General features: G+C 40.7%; 14 protein-coding genes and 1 pseudogene. 2 read left to right on the top strand and 13 right to left on the bottom strand.

Features of this window, described 5'->3' with window-relative positions:
* Positions 1-110: 110 nt before the first annotated feature.
* From IGJ45_RS03610 to IGJ45_RS03570, 9 genes are all read right to left on the bottom strand, one after another.
* Entirely contained in the window at positions 111-782 is a 672-nt protein-coding gene (locus IGJ45_RS03610) for an amino acid ABC transporter permease (RefSeq protein ID WP_003127520.1), read from the bottom strand.
* Positions 782-1,624 carry a transporter substrate-binding domain-containing protein gene (locus tag IGJ45_RS03605; RefSeq protein ID WP_270790846.1) on the bottom strand — a complete coding sequence of 281 codons (843 nt, stop codon included), beginning with the start codon at positions 1,622-1,624 and terminating at the stop codon, positions 782-784. The genes IGJ45_RS03610 and IGJ45_RS03605 overlap by 1 nt, the downstream gene beginning before the upstream one ends.
* A 46-nt stretch (positions 1,625-1,670) precedes the next feature.
* Positions 1,671-3,122: an amidase gene (locus IGJ45_RS03600; protein WP_142434729.1), complete on the bottom strand. Its 1,452-nt coding sequence runs from the start codon at positions 3,120-3,122 to the stop codon at positions 1,671-1,673.
* Positions 3,123-3,472: 350 nt separating this feature from the next.
* Positions 3,473-5,245, bottom strand: coding sequence for an oleate hydratase (locus tag IGJ45_RS03595; protein ID WP_005471782.1), 1,773 nt, complete (start codon positions 5,243-5,245; stop codon positions 3,473-3,475).
* A 485-nt stretch (positions 5,246-5,730) separates the two neighbouring features.
* On the bottom strand, positions 5,731-6,549 hold the full coding sequence (locus IGJ45_RS03590; protein ID WP_029487204.1) for an alkaline phosphatase family protein: 819 nt from the start codon (positions 6,547-6,549) through the stop codon (positions 5,731-5,733).
* Positions 6,550-7,600: 1,051 nt separating this feature from the next.
* Positions 7,601-8,443: a DUF368 domain-containing protein gene (locus tag IGJ45_RS03585; RefSeq protein ID WP_003127514.1), complete on the bottom strand. Its 843-nt coding sequence runs from the start codon at positions 8,441-8,443 to the stop codon at positions 7,601-7,603.
* Between the two features lie 197 nt (positions 8,444-8,640).
* A complete protein-coding gene (locus IGJ45_RS03580) occupies positions 8,641-9,147 on the bottom strand; it encodes a GNAT family N-acetyltransferase (protein ID WP_005471780.1) in 507 nt (168 codons plus the stop codon).
* Positions 9,148-9,294: 147 nt separating this feature from the next.
* The gene (locus tag IGJ45_RS03575) at positions 9,295-9,921 is read right to left on the bottom strand and encodes a glycosyltransferase family 32 protein (RefSeq protein ID WP_003127510.1); all 627 of its coding nucleotides are present in this window, start codon (positions 9,919-9,921) and stop codon (positions 9,295-9,297) included.
* A 248-nt stretch (positions 9,922-10,169) separates the two neighbouring features.
* Complete coding sequence (locus tag IGJ45_RS03570) at positions 10,170-11,273, bottom strand: alpha-hydroxy-acid oxidizing protein (protein ID WP_003127508.1); 1,104 nt, start codon at positions 11,271-11,273, stop codon at positions 10,170-10,172.
* A 248-nt stretch (positions 11,274-11,521) separates the two neighbouring features.
* Here IGJ45_RS03570 and IGJ45_RS03565 point away from each other — a divergent pair, with 248 nt between their 5' ends.
* Positions 11,522-12,043 (top strand): FUSC family protein, encoded by a 522-nt coding sequence (locus tag IGJ45_RS03565; protein ID WP_003127505.1) that lies wholly within the window; start codon positions 11,522-11,524, stop codon positions 12,041-12,043.
* A gap of 191 nt (positions 12,044-12,234) precedes the next feature.
* Here IGJ45_RS03565 and trhA read toward each other — a convergent pair whose 3' ends face one another.
* The 4 genes and pseudogenes from trhA to IGJ45_RS03545 all read right to left on the bottom strand — a co-directional run bounded on the left by trhA (position 12,235) and on the right by IGJ45_RS03545 (position 15,341).
* On the bottom strand, positions 12,235-12,876 hold the full coding sequence (trhA, locus tag IGJ45_RS03560; RefSeq protein WP_021149355.1) for a PAQR family membrane homeostasis protein TrhA: 642 nt from the start codon (positions 12,874-12,876) through the stop codon (positions 12,235-12,237).
* Positions 12,877-12,949: 73 nt separating this feature from the next.
* Positions 12,950-13,810, bottom strand: coding sequence for a class C sortase (locus tag IGJ45_RS03555; RefSeq protein WP_170081422.1), 861 nt, complete (start codon positions 13,808-13,810; stop codon positions 12,950-12,952).
* A gap of 39 nt (positions 13,811-13,849) precedes the next feature.
* Positions 13,850-15,019: pseudogene (locus tag IGJ45_RS03550) on the bottom strand (SpaA isopeptide-forming pilin-related protein); the annotation flags it as partial.
* Complete coding sequence (locus tag IGJ45_RS03545) at positions 14,964-15,341, bottom strand: hypothetical protein (protein ID WP_003127501.1); 378 nt, start codon at positions 15,339-15,341, stop codon at positions 14,964-14,966. The pseudogene IGJ45_RS03550 and the gene IGJ45_RS03545, both read right to left, overlap by 56 nt.
* 353 nt (positions 15,342-15,694) lie before the next feature.
* On the opposite strand from IGJ45_RS03545, the gene IGJ45_RS03540 reads away from it, so the two are divergent.
* The gene (locus tag IGJ45_RS03540) at positions 15,695-17,191 is read left to right on the top strand and encodes a helix-turn-helix domain-containing protein (RefSeq protein ID WP_124018653.1); all 1,497 of its coding nucleotides are present in this window, start codon (positions 15,695-15,697) and stop codon (positions 17,189-17,191) included.
* Positions 17,192-17,388 lie beyond the last annotated feature (197 nt).

Here is a 17,388-nt window from a genome sequence, read left to right as displayed (position 1 = left end):
TGTAAAGTGTACCACAAACAAAGAGATTGATTCATAAATAATCCAACCAGCGAATTTTTTTAGCTACTTTTTTGACGATCAGCTTTTTTGACGATCAGCTTTTTTGACGATCAGCCTTTTTGACTTTCAAAGCGGTCAGCAAATCGTTTTTCTAAGCGATGTTGGAGCGCTTCGATCCCGATACACAGCAACCAGTAAATGATCGCCACTAACACGTACATCGACATATAATCAAACGTCCGGCCGCCAACAATTTTGGCTTTTTGAAAAATGTCCGGGATCGTGATCATTGCCGCTAACGAGGTTCCTTTCAACAGGTCCATCGCGACATTGCTTAATGCTGGGACCGATATGCGAAATGCCTGAGGCAGAATGATCAACCGTAATGTTTTAGAAAAACTCAATCCCAGAGCATACGCTGCATCCCATTGCCCGCGATCCACTCCGGCGATCGATCCTCGATAAATTTCTCCAATAAAAGCACTGCTAGTCAAACTAAAACAAATAATGGCAGCTGTCAATGCGGGTAATTGATACGGCAATCCGAAATAGAGCAAAAACAACAGCACCAATGCGGGTACTCCTCGCAGAAAGGAGATATAGCCTCGAACGATCCTTCTTACCCAAGGGTTTTGAAGCATCCCCAGAAAAGTCAGCAATAAACCTAACGCATTTCCTGCGAGAAAAGAAGCAATGGCAATCCCTAACGTATAGGATAACCCTGTCAGTAAAAAAGGAAGCGACTCCCACATCAGTGGAAGATCAAGAGTTGGGATATACATTACTTTTCAACCTTTTGGATCTCTTTGTCAGATGGTACAGATACATCTGTTTGGAAGTATTTTTCGGAAATTTCTTTTAACGTCCCGTCTGCTTTCATCTCTTTTAAAACACGATCGACTTCGTCATGCAGTGCTTGGTTGTCTTTCGCAAAAAGAAAGCCTGTTTCGTTCGGATTGAAGTAGACATCTTCCAAGATTTTAACTGGAATATCTGGCAAAGCTGCCACCGACATCTTTTGCAGATAATAATCATTAAGGATCACATCGGTCCGTCCGTTTGCCACATCTGTCAGATACTGGTCATTCGTGGCATTATCATAGGTCACAAGTTTCGCACCATATTCTTCGGCTAACTTCATGTAGCCTGTATTGGGTTCTCCCGCTGCTTTTTTGCCTGCTAAATCATCTAGAGAGGCAATGCCAGAATCATCGCTTTTTCGCACGATCATACTATCAAATGAATACTTGATTGGTTCAGACAGACGAAACTTATCTCCACGGTCTCCGCTGAGACCGAAATCATTTGCGGCAAAGTCCGCTTCACCTCTAGTCAAGGACGCCACTTGTCCGTCTACATTGTATTCTTTGAACTGGATCGAAACACCCATCCGCTTGGCTACTTCTTTTGCAACGTCTACGTCATAGCCAACTAATTGATTGTCATCATTGTAATAAGAGGAAGGAAATAACGTACCTGACGTAGCAACAGTCAATTCTTTTGACTCTTGAACACGACTTAAACTATTGTCCTCTTTAGCCTTACTTCCGCAAGCACCTAACAACATCACAAAGGCACCTAGTACAACGATATTTTTCCACTTGTTTATTTTGATTGTTTCCATCTTTATCCCCCTAGAAAATCATTCTTGAACCGTCATTCATCGACAGTTATTTTTTGGGTAAATGAAATTGCTCCCATCGTTCAAACAATTCACCCACTTGAAAAAGTAAATCTTCACGGCCTTTTGATGCCATAAACTGAATTCCCAATGGCAAACCTTCCTCACTAACAGCTGTTGGAAGGCTGATTGCAGGTTGGCCCGTTAGATTGGCCAATTGCGTATAGGGCGTCAGTGCCAAACTTTTGTCGAACATCTGATAAATCAAGTCTCCGGCAGCAGCAGCTGTTCGTCTTTCTATCTCTTGCAGTTCGCTTCGAATCGTATCACTTTGCAAATCCTCTTCAATCAATGGCGCCGTTTGTGCTGTTGCAGGGGTCAAAAACAACTCATAATCTGCAAACAAAGCTTCCATCGTTACTGCCAGCTGATCCCAATATTGCATTGCCTGGATATAATCGGCAGCCGCTAATTTTTTGCCATATTGGTACAGCCCCCAAGTCATCAGCTCCATATCTTTCTGTTCCACTGGTCGTTGCAGCATTGCCTCGATCTCGGCAAACATTGCTGCTGTCTCTCCACCATTCATACGATAATAGCTTGCCATCATCGTTTGACCGTCAACAGGATAACGGATTTCTGTAACCTGATGTCCTTGATCTTCCAAAAATGCGACAGCTTTCTTGACAGCTAAGACAGCAGTTTGTGAAACTGGACTCCCGGCTGGAGACTCGGTTGTGTACGCAACTCTCAGTGTTCGATTCTGACTGGGTCCATGATGTTTCCATTCGATTCTAGGTGCCTGATAGGGAGCCGCCGGTTGAGACGTTCGTAATCCATAAAACAAACGTTCCGTATCTCTCATAGAAAGCGTCAATGCAAAATTGATCGAAGCACCTTGCCAACTACGCCATTCTTGAGGTCCCACTGGCATAGTTCCTCGCGTCGGTTTTAACCCAATTAGTCCGTTGAAAGAAGCTGGGATACGAATGGAACCGCCTCCATCACTAGCAGCAGCTAATGGAAATAGTCCAGCCGCTACGACGGCCGCCGCTCCACCGCTGGATCCCCCTGCCGAATAGGCGGACTGCCACGGATTGCGTGTTGGACCGTACAATACTGGATCGGTAACATTTTTGAAACCAAATTCCGGAGCATTGGTTTGTCCCAAAGGAATCAATCCTAGCTGTTCCAGCCCGTTGACAAATGCACTCGTCTGCTCTGCTTTTGCATTTGCAAACAATGCAGCCGCCGATGTGGCCGGCCACCCCGCTTTACTTTGACCCAATATTTTAAGTGGTATTGGCAGCCCGCTGAATAAAGCCGCTTTTGTTTGCGGATTTTGTTCATACTGCTTAATTGCTGCTTGCCGATCAAAAGAAACAAGCGCATTTAACGTTGGCTCAACTTGCTGAATTTTTTCTTCGATCCTAGCTGTCAATTCCGAAAAACTGATTTTCTTCTGCGTTAATTGCTCTGCCCAATAGGTCGCATCTTCCATAAATCTCCCGCCTTTCATCGTAACAATTATAGCTTCTGTACTAAAAGCAAAAAAAGCTTTTAATTAACAACCAATATACCAAACAGAGTGAAAAAGTTCAATAGAAATATAACAGAATAACACTCTGTATTATTAAAAAGAAGCAATTTGTTTGATAGCGGTTCCCTTATTTTTCGCTACTCTTGTGTACATCACACAGGGGGGTCTACAGCATGGAAATCGTTCCCAAAAAAACAGTGCCATCCGTCAGACATACGTAACCTCGAAGAAAAGAGAGGCCGTTTAATGGCCTCTCTGGTTCTTTCGGGTATCCTGTCTTTAAGTAACGGATGTCACAGCATTCAAGTGTGTTAAACTAAATGATTTTTTTCAAGGATTTCGCCGATATAGGTATCTTTCGTCTTCTTAACAAATCCTTCTACTAATTTGCGTTCGATAAATGGCAGCTCCATCTCAGTCAATTTTTTCTTGTCCGATAAATAGTAAATCGCATTGGCCAATGTACGCAGATCATAGGCGGAAGCAAAGACTTCTGGAACGCCTCGTTCAATAGCTAACAATTGGTAGACAGCTTCCATCGCCGTTCGTACAGAATATTCAGTCGTAAAGACGGTATCACGTTGCGTTTCGGCAAAGTTGCCGATGAAGGCTAAGTTTCGTGAACCATTCGGTATCACAAGCGGACGATCTCCAGGTTCCCGCAACATGAAGTAAGAAGTGATGAAAGGCATATACACAGGGATCGCTGAACATGATTCATTAGAGATCCGTAGAATTTCATCTTCTGGAACACCTAAGTGATACAATAGTTCTTGAACGATTTCTTGTCCGGAACAGTGTTCAATCGGTTTTTTGATATAATTTCCTGGTGTATTAGACAATAGACCATAAACCCAAGTCACCGTTTGTTGATCGCCTTGCTCTTTGAAATGAGGTTGACGATGGGTCGCAAAACTCATCAGCCAATTTGAATCTTTGATAGTGACGATCCCACCGGTCACTACTCTTCCTGTCCGTAATTTCCGTTTTGTCAAACGAGAAATATAAGGTTCAATATCAAAGTTTTGCCATGTGACTGTCGCTGATACAAACCAGCTTTCTGCTGGCAGATTGTCATAAAAGACTTCTGGGCGACCAAATTCAGGAGATTGAGCAGCCAAGTTCTTCCAAAGATTCCAACTGCCACCTAATTCATGAGTAATAGGGGCAGGTGTATGGTGATCCCCTTCAGTCGAACTCTCCGTGATTGAGCCGTTTGTTACAAACACCAGATCATCTGCTGTCAAAGTGATTTCTTGGGCTTTGCCATTTTTCATCAGTGTGATACTTTGGGCGATTTTCTCTCCTTCAGTGATCTTCACGTCAATATTCATGACTTTGGTTTCATATTGGAAATCGACACCTTGTGCATCAAGGTAAGCTAATAATGGTTTAACTAACGATTCATATTGATTGTAACGAGTAAATTTCAAAGCCGTGAAATCAGGCAATCCATCGATATGGTGAATGAATCTTAAAACATATCTACGCATTTCGATGGCAGAATGCCATTTTTCAAAAGCAAACATCGTACACCAATAAAGCCAAAAGTTTGATTCAAAGAACTCGTCTCCAAAAACATCCTCGATCCGTTTGCCAACAAGCTGATCTTCTGAAGTCATAAATAGTTGGACCAACTCTTTTTGGGCTGCTGCTGATAAAGTGAATTCTCCGTCATCTGCTGCTCGTTGGCCACGATCATGAATGATCCGACAATTGGATGAGTTTGGATCGTCATGATCCAACCAATAAAATTCATCTAAGACGGAGGCATCTTCTACCTCCAATGATGGAATCGAACGGAATAAATCCCATAAACATTCAAAATGATTTTCCATTTCACGGCCGCCTCGAGTGACAAAGCCATCATGAGGAATAAATTTGCCGTCGAGTGAGCCGCCTGAAAGAGACAGCTCCTCCAGCACATGGATTTTCTTTCCCTCCATGTGTCCGTCACGAATCAAAAAGACTGCTGCTGCTAATCCAGCTAATCCGCCACCAACAATATAGGCCTGTTTCTTTTCGACATCTTTCGGTTTTCTGCTTCTTGCAAAAGCTTCATAATTTCCGTTTGTATATCTCATATGATCCCCTCCTAATATTGGTACAAATCCATGGTAGCAGTATCTTCTATTTGTGACAAAAATAACAACCGCTATTTTTCACAGATTTAGACAAATAAAGTCGTTTGTCTAAAAGTGCAAAGAATAGCAGCACTTCGTTGCCTTGTTCTAATTAAAAAAGACGGTCCCATAAACAGTCAACAAACAGACGGAACGACCGGATCTAAACAAAACCCAATAAATTCTAACGATCGCAACTGCTGCTATAGTACCTAGGCACTCTCACAGTTTCCAAGACGCGGCAGCCACTTTCTCTCATTTACAATGTCCGTTTATTTTCACTCATGGCACAGTTCTCTGTAGCGGAACAACAATCGATTACTTTTTTGCTTATTCATCTGATATAAGCCATCTATTTATGCCCGTTAAGCCAAACCAAATAGACCTCTAGCAATGATGCCCTAATTTGAGCACCTGACTTTAGCGGCTTTGTTCGTTTCTACAAATCAGCTGCGCCCAATCTGCATGCGTTCAGAAGTATCGATTTTTAATAAACTGCAAATCAGTGGTGCCAACTCTAATTGATTCATTTTTTCGATCCCACAGTCTGGCGGAAAAATATCTGAAAAAATATAGAGGGGGACTTCGCGATGAGCAGCCATGCTTCCGCCATGCAACCCATATTCATCCATCCCGTGGTCCGCAGTAACAATCACTTGATAACCTGCAGCCAACCAATCGTGCAAATACAGGCCAATCAATTGGTCTGCTTGGTTTACGGCTTTTCGGTATTCTTTTGAAACAGCCGTATAACGATGTCCCGCGGCATCGATATTCATGGAATGTATCAGTAACAAATTCGGCTGATACGTGTGCAGTAAATAATGTCCATCTGCAAACACATGTGAATCGGGATACTGGTTTTCACTATAAAAGATTCCATGTTGGATACTTTTTTTGTGGTCGTGTTGAATACGATCTCGTTTGATTTCATAAGGTGCTTGATTGAATAATTCACTTTGCCAATAATGTGCTGCAGCTGCAGTACTTCCGCCGGCAGCTTTGACAAGATCAAAAATCGAGAGTTCTTTGGAATGTTGACCATCAGCATTGGTCAGAATCCCATTCCGGTAGCTTGGTACACCAGTAGCCAACACTTCATACAATGGCCGAGAACTGCTAGGCATTTCAGCATGGACTTTGATCAGTTGTGCTTGTTTATAATCCACATGATGATTCAAGATCCCCATCTGTTCAACCGCGGTATCGTATCGGCAGCCATCCAAAACCAGTAAAAGCAGCTTTTCGGTTATTTGCGATTTAATGGACATAGCTTGTCACCCCCATCTGTCGGTCTTTGCTGATTCTCAAAAGCCATTTCCTAATTACTATTATAGCTAGCCCATTTAGCATCTTTTTCTTAGCAAGTCCACGTTGGAACCGGATACTTTTTTGAGGATCCAAAATCCGTTTGCTTTTGGAGGTGTTTCGTTTACAATCCCTTGCAGGGATATGGGGCAGTCTCTTTTCAATAAGTACCTTTAGCCTATCATGATTCATCTTTTCACCTCATTACTCATTTACTCCATCCTATCAAGCAATCGTTAACATCCAGTAAGCGTTATGAAAAGTTCATGTTAAGTTGGTAAACTTTTGCGCCTAACACAATAAAGGACTCGTAAGTGCCCCCCTTAAAAAAGCGACAAAAAAGAGCCAAATCATCACTTTGATGGCTTGGCTCTCCCAGGAAAAAATTTATTTTTTCAGTCTTTCTCATATCAATAAATAAATATTGACTTTTATTGACAAATCTCACAGAATTCTGTTATCTTTTCACGTTTTTCTAATAAAACACTTGCATTTTTTCATTAAATATGGAAACGTTCCCTTGATTTATACCCTCGCTTTCTATAAAATAAAAGCGAATAGAAACCAAAAAAGGCACCCCATCCCTTAGCGGCAACTAAGGAATAGGGCCTTGATTTGTCAGCAGCAACTGACCATCAAGTTTGCCATAGTCAATGCAGTACATCAACGTGTTTATTGTACCCAATTTTCTGGGTGATTTCTACCTCTTTTTAGGTAAATCAACACGCTTTGGTCTGCTTATTTCACTATGACAAAGGTATTGGGCAGGATCGTCCGATACCTCTTTTATATATATATCCTTTTTTAAATTTGGGCGCTTAGCGATCAGATGTAAGTTGTCCCGTTCGATCCTGTCCCCTTTTTCCAGCGACGTTTCATGATTATCTTCCAAGGGGGAGTGAGGATAGTACGTGTGAACGTCGCTATTCAGACAAAGGTTGCCTCGGTTTCTATTCCATAAAAAAACAATCGATCATCTGACCGATTGTTTTTTTGTCCACGCAGTGGTTATTTATATTTTTCTTCTAATTTACTCATCCAAGCCCCTAACCAGTACCCTAAAACAAACAGTATCACACCGCTGACCGCAGTCAGCCAAGTAAATCCGCTATAATCAGCCACTGGTGGCAAGACGATTAATACTGTTGATGCAATCACAATTCCCAAAATAAAGTGATAGACTTTCGAATGATAATGCTCCAAGAGCCACTCCATCAATTTTGAGAACAGCAGCATCACGAGTAGACCACCAATTGCGATCGGCAAGAAGACGCCTAAAATGTCGAACCCCTTGAAGCCTTTCAACATCGGATCATACAAACCTAATACGAGCAATAAGTTAGATGGGCTTAATCCAGGCACCAACACACCTAATGCAATCAATCCGCCGGCCAAAACAAATCCTAAAAAGTTTGCTGGGATCGTTCCTAGAATATCACCCATGAAATAAAGAAATAAGAAACCGATGATCATTGTACCAAAGAACCAAAACAAATCCCCCATAGTTCGTTTGCTTTTAAGAGTCGATTCTTTTGCAAGTGCAGGCAATGTACCAATAATGGCTCCGGCAAATCCCCATAAGACGACAATCTGATAATTTTGCAGCAGCCATTCTAACGGTTTCGATAAAAGCCCGATCCCAACGATCCCGCCGATCCCTACTGGCAAGAAAAAGAGCAGATTTTCTTTGAAGTTTTTCGTTAAATGTGCCATAAAACGCAGCATTCGTTCATAGATCCCTAAAATTGCTGCTAGAACTCCACCGGAGACCCCCGGCAAAATAAATCCTAAAGCAATAACGACTCCTTTTAAAAATCGTGATAATACACTTTCAGTTTTTTGTTGTCCCATTCTTGTCTCCTTCATCTGTCACCATAATTTTCATTTTTTAGTTAGTCATTTACTACTATACTGGAAGCTCTATTAATTGAAAAGGAATTTTCATCCTCCTCTTGCTCCCTCTTTCGAAGTCACTAATGGCATCTCTCATCGACAGGTTTTCGACTTTGATTTTTCAACAACAACGAATCGAAGAAGAGTGACTCTCTTCATATTTGTTTTTCCATTAAATAATCGGTCTGTTCATCATCCCCCATGAAGAAAGAATGACTGCCTACTCGTCGAAAGCCCATCTTGTTATAAAAAGCCAATGCATTGGCATTGTGTTCCCATACGCCTAACCACAAAGACGTCTTTTGTTTTGCCTTGGCAAACTCTTCCGCAAAAGACAACAATTGCTGACCATAGCCGCGGCGTTTGTAGTCACTTCGGATGTAGATCCGCTCAACTTCAAGTCCCTCTGGTGCAATCGGCTCAGTTTGAGCTGTTCCCCAATTAAGCTTTAGATAACCAGCAATTGCTTCTTCTTGCAAAAAGAAAAAAGCAGACTGCGGATTTTTCAGTTCTTTGTGCAACTTTTCTGAATGATAAGCAGCCTCTAAATAAGCTTGCATATTTTCTTCCGTATTATATGGCGCAAATGTGTCCTGATACGTCTCAATACTGATGGCTTTCAACTCAACAAGGTCAGCCGGTGTACATTGGATAATTCCCATGATAAACTCTCACTCCGATCCATTTCATTTCGTTCTATTGTGGCATAATTCATTGCCAAAGACAATAAAAAATAGTTCGTCAGCAGGCGCCCATTCAACTGTTGCTGGGATTCTGCTTGACGAACTATCGGATCAGTAAAAAACTGTTTATAGCCAAGATCCGGAAAATTGGTGGATCACCATAGTAGTTGGATCTTCCTCAACTTCGCCGGTAATATAACTTTTTGGAGAGAAAGTCATTTGCGGGAAAATTTCTACCCCTTTAACCGTTTGACGCTGATTGTTTAGTTGCAGACCATATTCCTGCAACAATTCAGTGACTCGAATGACGTTGGTTACTACATCTTCCGTTTTTTCTGCTCGCACAAATTCACGATCATCATAGTCATGATACCATTCTTCCATGAAAGGATGATGAGGCACTGCACCGATGATACCGGTGGAAATTTTGGTTTCGATCTCAAATCCCATAAATGCCTCATAGTTTAATAGATCATCTAATGGTTTCACCACTTCGACATCGGTATCCATATAAATGCCGCCTTCTGTCACTAATGCATACAAACGAACAACGTCAGAAACAAAGGCCCATTCTTCTTGTTTGTAGGCTTCTTGTAAGTAAGAACCAAATTTTGAAAGATCGATCGTTGATTCATCCCAGCGTTTGATCTCATAGTCTGGGCAAAATTTGCGCCAGGTTTCGATATATTTCTGTTCGCTTTCCCCTAATTCATTGCCCCCAAACCAGCAATAATGAATGATTTTTGGAATCATTTTCCCCTCTCCTTTTTGATTTCGTTAATTTAAGTGTACAGGGTTTTCTCTCCTTTTCAAAATCATATACACTGTTACTATCAAATAAATCGTAGCAGTTCGTTCTTGATACCGGTGATTTCCTATAATCAACCCAGATACAAAAAAGCCATAAAAAAAGCCCCGCTGCCGTGGCTTTCAAAGGTTTCAGTTCTTTGAATTTCTGGCTGCGTGCGGCAGAGGAAGGCTCTTTTTATTACTATTTTTTATTACATATAATGATTGTCCCGTAGTTTCGCTTGGCGAATATCTGCAATCGTTTGAGTCCCTGCTAATTGCATTACCATCTCTAATTCTTTTTTGAAGAAATCGAACACTTGCTGAACGCCTGTTGAACCGCCTAACGCTAATCCGTAAATCACTGGACGTCCAATCGCCACTAGATCAGCACCAGAGGCGATTGCTTTAAAGACGTGCTGCCCACGGCGAACACCGCTGTCAAAGACGATCGGAACTCTGCCAGCGACGGCATCTGCTACGATCTGTAAAGAATCAAAAGCAGCTGGTCCACCATCTAACTGACGGCCACCATGATTTGAGACCCAAATCCCTTGTGCTCCAGCATCTAACGCACGTGCTACATCTTCTTCTGATTGAACCCCTTTGACATAAACAGGTAAGTCAGATTCCTTCGCAATGAACGCCACATCTTGAGGACTCAGTTTTTGTTTGGAGGAGCCATATACCGCATCCATTGTTTGTCCGATTCCAGACTGATAAGCTTGCACAATTGGCATAGCCAATGGAAAGGTAAAGCCGTTACGGCGATCCGTTTCTCGGTTGCCACCAACTGTGGCATCCGCCGTTAAAACAATCGCTTTGGCACCATTGCGTTTCGCCATCGCCAAAATATCCCGATTGATGCCATCATCTTTGCTCATATAGAATTGAAACCACTGAGGTGCTTGTTCTCCGCCGGCTGCCCGAATTTCTTCTAGCGTACAGGAAGCATAAGAACTAGCTGTGTAAATTGTACCGAAGCGCGCAACTCCTTTTGCCGAGGCTTTCTCCGCATTGACATTGGCCAAGCCATGAGCGGCCACCGGAGCCATGATAATCGGTGCATTTAATGTATCACCGGAAAAATTAGTCCTGGTGTCTGGTAATTCAATGTCTTTGAGGACATGAGGAATAATCAGCTTATGATTGAATGCGCGTTCATTTTCTCGATAAGTGAAGGTATCTCCCGCACCGCTAGAGATGTAGCCATAGCCTCCTTTGGGAATCACTTCTTTTGCTGCCTCTTCTAAATCACGCATGTTGATAAAATCGACTGCGCCTTCTGCCGTACTTGCTTGATAAATTTTTTCCATCCCTATCCCTGCTCTCCAATAAGATAACGTTTACAATATTATGTTACGCTTGTTTGGTCAGCCAAGCAACTGATTCGCTCCAACGATGGTATTCACTCTTTTTTGATCACTCTCAAGCTAATTGATGTATTCTCCAGGAGAGCCACGAAGGTTTTTCACAAAGAAAAGCCTTTGCAGCAACCTTTCGGACTTTTTTTCACTAGCAAATACAGCTTATGGTATGATATGATTCGTTTGAAAGGGTTAAGATGATTTCTTATGAAAGGATGGCATTATTGAATCTATTCGGATTAAAATTTGGTTTGCGAAATCTAAAAACGGGGATCAGCGTCTTCATTTGTATTCTTCTAAGTTTTCTTCTACAGCGTGAGACATACGTTGTTTCAACGATCACCGCTGTCTTTACCTTAAGAGAAGATCATGGGACTACTGTCAAATACGGCCGGCATCGGATTGCTGGAAATACCTTTGGCGCATTAGCATCGATCATCTGTATCGGAATTTTTAAATTTTTTGGCTACACACACCTTGTTCAGCTGCTATCGATTCCTTTCGTTATCATGCTGATGATCGCATTATTAGTGAAATTCGACTATCACGAAGGAACGGTCGGTGCCTGTGCTACCCTATTGACGATTTTATTTATGGTTCCCCAAACTGAATCCTATCTTTATGCCTTTAACCGGGTGATCGATAGTTTCATTGGGATGGCCGTTGCGATTGCCGTCAACCGCTGCTTGCCTGCATCAGCTAAAATAGTAGAAGAATAAGGTAAAAAAACGTGCTGAGCTAAATTGCTCGGCACGTTTTTGCTTTAGTCATAAAGGATTTCCTCGCATTCCCTTTTCAAACAAGAAGCACTCGAAAAATAAACCATTTTCGAGTGCTTCTATTTTTTTGAGAGTGTAACGAACCTATGTCCCAACAATTTGTTCATTCTTATTTCATCATGCACAACGTCTTAATTACTTACGTAAATCGCAAAAAACATCAATGCTGCACCTAACATGACAAACAAATGCCAGATTACATGGGTGAATCGTCTATTTTTCATACTATAAAAGAGCGAGCCTACAGAATAAGCGATTCCTCCAGCAACTAACAGTAGTAATCCGGTCAAATCGATATTCTGATAGAGCTTAGGTAAGACAACAATGATTGCCCACCCCATCACATTGTAGATGATCGTTGAAACTTTCGATACTTTGTTCGTTTTTGTCAACGTCAAAGATTTGTAAATAATCCCTATTACTGCGGTGGTCCAAATGACACTAAGCAAGATCAACCCAGCCATTCCCTGTACGACTAAGAGGCAAAATGGGGTATACGTACCAGCGATCAAGAGATAGATCGAGCAATGATCGAATACTTGGAAAACTTTCTTTGCCTTCGTAAAAATCAGGCTATGAAATAACGTAGAGGAAAAGAAAAGCAGAAAAAGCGAACTTCCATAAATCGCAAAAGCGACATAATCTAAGGTGGTATGGGCGCGATCCATCAGCAAATTAAAGCAAAACAAACTTAACAACGCTGCGATCCCATGGGTCACTGCATTTAATACTTCATTGATGATTTGATACTTTCGACTAAATTCTATCTCCATCTTGATCCACTCCGTTTCATTTCTTCGACTCCATTATACTCGAAAAACTATCTGATTACCAAAACTTTTGAATCTAGTTTTTAAAACTACATGTATTTTTAACTTTTGTAAAATGTTTTATCACCATCACCAAAGACAGCATCAAAAGGACAACGATCAAACCAGTCACGAGTAAAAAGGTCGTTCGTTTTGCTTGCTGCACTTTTGACAATGACGCGCTTATTTCCTCTTGCTCAACTGCGACCCTGTGTCCGCGAACCAGCAAACGGTGACTATTGATCATATAAGGGGTGCAAGTAACTAGTGTGACCAGGTCTTGGTTATCTTGGATCTGAAGTGTTTCTGTTTTTGTCGGCGCGACAGTTTGTATTTGATCGATTTGATACGCAAGATATTGACCATTGATTTCGATATAAAAGCGATCCTCTATCTGTAACCGAGGTAGATCTGTAAAGAGTTTTGCTTGTGGTAATCCTCGGTGACTAGAAAGTACCGCATGCGTCGATACTCCTCCGACTGGATATGAAGTTCCCTCGAGCAGACAGGCCCCTTTCTCCAATAGTTTTGTTGTCGTCTGATCAAAGATTGGTAAATTGACATTGATTTTTGGGATCGTCAAAACACCTATCGTGTGTGCTTCTATATAAGATTTCAGCGAGTTCTGCTTTTCCTTTTTTTCCTTGGAAAATGGGTCTGCTTCTGTCTTAGGTTCATTTGATGCCATTTTTTCATTTGCTTCACGCATCTGCTTGTTCAACTCAGCAATCACTGACGCATGTTCAGATTTTGCTTTTTTCTGATAGTTTTTGATGATTTGTTGATCGAGATAGTCATTCAATGTATCGCTAACAAAGGGATACGCCAAGCTGAGGATACCGATAAAAAATACCAATAGCATGATTAGATCTAAAGGATGCCTTTTTTTTTGCTTCATTTCATTCTCCTCAGCTATCCATTCGTTCTTCGTTTGACACTAAGCCTTATATCTTTTTATCCAGTAGACACCTACTATCGTCAATAAAACGACACCCAAACCAATATACAAAGTAACTCCCTCGCCGCCAGTTGCTGGTAATGTTCCTTTCTGTTTGTTTGGTACTTTTTCTGGAGTAACCAATTCATTCGCCACCGCATAAGATTGTGCATCTACTTTGAAAGCAATTCGTTCATTTAATTTGATATAGCTATTCGGTGCTTTGGTTTCTTCCAAATAGTAGGTTCCATAAGCTAATCCTGTAATGTCTACTAATCCATCGTTCGTTGTATTGAAAGTTGTTGCTTTCTCCGGAGAATTCGTCCACGCCACTGCTTTTGTGACTGGATCAATGATCAAATAGTTCGCGGTCGCCGAATTTTCGTCGCGTACGACAAACGATGCACCTGCCAATGGCCGTAGCTCAATCACTGCCCCATCTACTTTTATGAATCTTTTTCCCCCTGTCAGAACCTCAACAGTCGGTGGTGTTTGATCTGTCGTGTGACCATTATCGACATTTGCTTCGTTTTTATAACCTTTCGTCGGATCTGCTAGTTGATTCAAATACATGTAATAAACGAATCGCAACGTTCCACCTGGAGTCAGGGAAGGGATATATGTGGGCGCAATTGCTACTGTAAAACCATTGGCATGTTCAGTGATCTGATAATTATTAGTATCAATGAGACGTTCACCATCATAGAGTGCATAGCTTGTTTCTCCCTTGGACTGATTCATAAATGTCAATGCAGGATCGTGGCTATCGATCAATTTGAATGAGGTATACTTGTTGCTCTCCTCCTCTTTATCGGCAATCCCATCAGGTATATTGACAGTGATCTCATAGTTGATTGCTTCACCGATGGCTACATCTTGTCCTTCTAATTGGGGCGTGTCTTTTTCTACTTTAGTCGTATCATTTTTTACCGTCTTTGCTACAGGCATTTGACTTCCTGAAATGATGGTAAATAGCGTAGTTGTTTGGTCGGCAATCATCTCAGCATTTTCAGGCGCTTTGACTTCCTCCAATACATACTCTCCGACCTCTAAACCAGCGACGATCATTTGTCCTTTAGCCGCAGCACTCTCGACAAAGTCCTCTTCTCCTATTTCATAACGATTGCCGCTGACAAAGTGTTTCGCCTTTGATTTGTCTGACGTCCATGTATTTCTGTTGCTTCTCATCTGTATATTCTTGGTATTCCTGAGAAGTGTAAGAAGTAAGCAAATTGTTTTCAGCTGCATCCTTGGCATGCAGCTGAAATAAAAATCGTCTTTCTTGTGTTGACTCATTTAAGCGATAAAAGAGGATCAAATGATCATCTGTTTGCTTGATACTCACTTCTCCATAATCATTTTTCAACACCTCTACTACATCAACAACATCTTCATCATTTGCTACTACCTTGTTTATGTGTTGAGAATATAAGTAAGCGATGAAAAAGATGGCCAACAAACTAAGAAGGACAAGATGCTTTCCCTTTTTCATTTTTAGTGCCTCCTTCGAAATTTTTTTAAAATTCAAATAGATAATAAAAAAAAAGAAAAGATTCACTAATATTTCTAATTCTTTCCCCTTCAGCTTCTAAATATTCAATTATAGTTATTTATATCCATTAAACACACTAACAAGGAAGCAAAAAAAATATTGATATCGTTATTTAAAATTGTGGGTTATTTCTTTTCTCTCAAAAAACATACTCGCTGAACGCTATTTTTGAGACAAGTGAAATAGAAATATTTCTAAACCTTGTATAGACTTGTTAGAAATCTGAGACACGTATTTACAAGAGAAATTAAATACGCTAATAATAATAATTACAAAAAAAGGAAGGTGATCAATTGATTGAAAAAATTTTGTTAGATGATCATGCCAGAACGAAATTGAGTGTCTACGGCAAGTTGATGACACTCTCACCCGGGGAATACAGCATAGATCAGGTGCGGGAAAACTTGGATTTTTATTACGGCCCTGCACGCTTCAAAAAAATCTTGAGCGCAATCCAAGATGATTTAGAAAAATTTACTCCCATCAAGCTATTACATAGTAAAAATAAGTTAACCGTCAATGAACAACTTGTTCAATACACCCAATACCAACATTACCTTTCAACTGAAAGTGTTCCTTATAAATTGTTGCTCAGTATGCTAATAGAAGAGGACGACGATCTCGCTGCTTTTTGTAACCGGCACTATATCAGTCGCTCGACCTGTTTTCGTCAAACAAAAAAGCTGGTTGAATATTTGAAGGAATACAATATCAACTTGAATTTATCGAATCTGACCTTGTCAGGTTCCGAAATGTTGATTCGTATCCTCTTTTTTAATTTCTTTTGGTTTGTATCATTAGGTGAAAGTTTGGACATAGTTCCTTATAGCCAAGAAGTGAGAGCATTGATTTATAAACATGAAGAAGCACAGCATAAGAACAAGTTTGACTTAGGAAAAAAACAAGCCAGTCTCCATTGTCTGATTTGTTTGCTGAGGATCAAAAACAGCCACTTTACTGATATCTATCACTTATCAAGGGATTCTTTCATTCCAAGTGGTACAGACCTCAACTTCTTTTACGATTTCTTCAAGATCGCCAATCTGCGTTTAGACCTCTTGGAGGTAAACTCTTTGTTCTATTTGTTTTATTATTGGCCGTTTCTGACTTCCAACCAAGACATTCGTCTGCCGATCATCCAACATTCTTATCAGCAACCAAGTAATGACCCCAAGGAGATTTTGGACGAATTCCAAGACCATTGTCAGACGTTTATCGGTACGTTTCATTTTGAAAATGAGCCAGCTCTATATTTGAACATCTACCTATCGATTGGTAACTTTAGCTTGTTCAAACAAAAAATCCCTTTGACCACATTGTTTATTTCTTCGTATATCAAAGAAAAGTACCCACTCTTACATATCTTGACAATCAAAATCGAAGGCTTCTGGAAAAAATTTTCCCAACGGAAAAATTATACGTGGCTGAAATCTTGTGTAAGTGAATTAGCTTTCATCCAAGCTTGTTTGCTTTATCCGTATTATTCAGAAATCGACGAAAACTATAAGTTGAAAGTTGGTTTTGTCAATGTTTCTGAGCATCTGATTTCCGCTGAGATCTTAAACCTAGGCAAAAAGATCCCATTTGTTGCTATCGAACAGCTGACACTTCCAATCACTGAAGAATATGACTTTATCATCTTGGGGTCACCTTTGCTGATTCCGAAGGGCCTAGATCCTTTTAAATATACGGTCCTTGATTATTGCCATTACAGTGATTTCGAAACTGATTTATATCAACGCCTTCTAGAAGTCCATCATCAAAAACTACAAACTTTGTTTTCTAGTTAACTGATTTATGTAAAACTGGCTGTGGTAAAATTCAAAAAAAAAACCGTCAGAAATAAGCTATTTCATTTCTGACGGTTTTTTAGATAAAAAAGCTGAACCCTTGACTATCAAAGGTTCAGCCATCAATTCTTTATTCAGATTCTTCTTCAGCCATGAAGTTAAGTTCATTGACGATAATTGAAGATAGTTGACATTTC

The organism is Enterococcus sp. DIV0574, from assembly GCF_051711125.1.
Taxonomy (GTDB): Bacteria; Bacillota; Bacilli; order Lactobacillales; family Enterococcaceae; genus Enterococcus_D; species Enterococcus_D gallinarum.
The sequence above is the reverse complement of the archived record's forward strand: the minus strand, read 5'-3'. Positions and strand labels throughout refer to the sequence as shown.